The organism is Natrinema sp. H-ect4 (assembly GCF_041894845.1).
In the GTDB taxonomy this organism is placed as follows: Archaea; Halobacteriota; Halobacteria; order Halobacteriales; family Natrialbaceae; genus Natrinema.
The window spans coordinates 1-1,061 of sequence record NZ_JBHDYC010000048.1; the positions used below are offsets into that span (position 1 = coordinate 1).

At 54.1% G+C, this 1,061-nt stretch carries 1 protein-coding gene; it reads left to right on the forward strand.

From position 1 onward, the window contains the following. Positions 1–48: 48 nt before the first annotated feature. Positions 49–1,049 (forward strand): IS630 family transposase gene (locus ACEWFR_RS23730; protein ID WP_374063342.1). Its coding sequence is split into 2 segments (ribosomal slippage): positions 49–541 and positions 541–1,049, totalling 1,002 coding nucleotides; the frame shifts between segments, so codons are not numbered across the junction. The last annotated feature ends 12 nt before the right edge of the window (positions 1,050–1,061 follow it).

Genomic DNA, 1,061 nt, shown 5'->3' on the forward strand with positions numbered 1-1,061 from the left:
CTATAGTAACCGTTAGAATTTTCCGCCCATAGATTGTTGCTGCTTCTAATGGATCATCTCGACGAGATCTCCGTCGAAGAACTTCACGACGCACTCGACAACGTCGAGGGAAGGAAGCCGACACAACGGCTGTTAGCGGCAATTGCGTACAAAAACGGCGTTACGCAGACCGAACTCGCCGAGTGGCATAACACCGGCCGGCGAACAATCTACAGTTGGCTCAAGCGACTCGACACTGACGAGTCGCTTGAGCAGGCCGTTACTGATGCTCACCGATCTGGGAGAAAGCGAAAACTCTCAGAAAAAGAGCAACAAGAATTCGAAGATACAGTCCACGACCCACCCGAAGAAGTCGGGGTAGACGCGCCGGCGTGGACGCCGGCGCTCGTCCAGCAGTATCTTGACGAGACCTACGATGTCGAGTACTCAATTCCGAGCTGCCGGCGGTTGCTCAAAGAAGCGGGATTGAGCTATCAAAAGCCACGCCCTACAGCCGCCGAATCAGATGCTGAGGACCAAGAAACGTTCCGCGAAGAACTCAAAAAAAGCGGCGGGAGATGGACGCCACACTAGTCTGTATCGATCAAACCAAGAAATCCGTCCAAGTTGAGCCGCGTGCCGCGTGGTTTCCGCGCGGCACGCGGCCGTCCGTCGAACTGTCTGGGCAACGCGACTGGACGTGTCTGTTGGGCGCGATCACCGAGGACGGTGATCGCTTTTTCTCTCGATTCGAAGAGTACGTGACCGCCGCCCACGCGAAACATTTCATTCTTGCGTTATGCCAAGAGTTCGAAGATGATTTGATTATCGTGCTAGATGGAGCCCCGTATTTTCAGGCGTCGGCCGTCACGGACCTGGCGGCCCGTGACGACCTCGCCTTCGTGAGGTTACCGGCATATTCACCGGAACTCAATCCAGTCGAGGAGTGCTGGAGACAGCTCCAAGCAGCCCTTAGCAACCGATTCTTTGACTCGCTTCCTGAGCTCACAACAGCGATTGATACCGCTATTGATCAACTGTCTCTTCCAAAAGTGAGAAATTACTTCTAATGACTACTATAG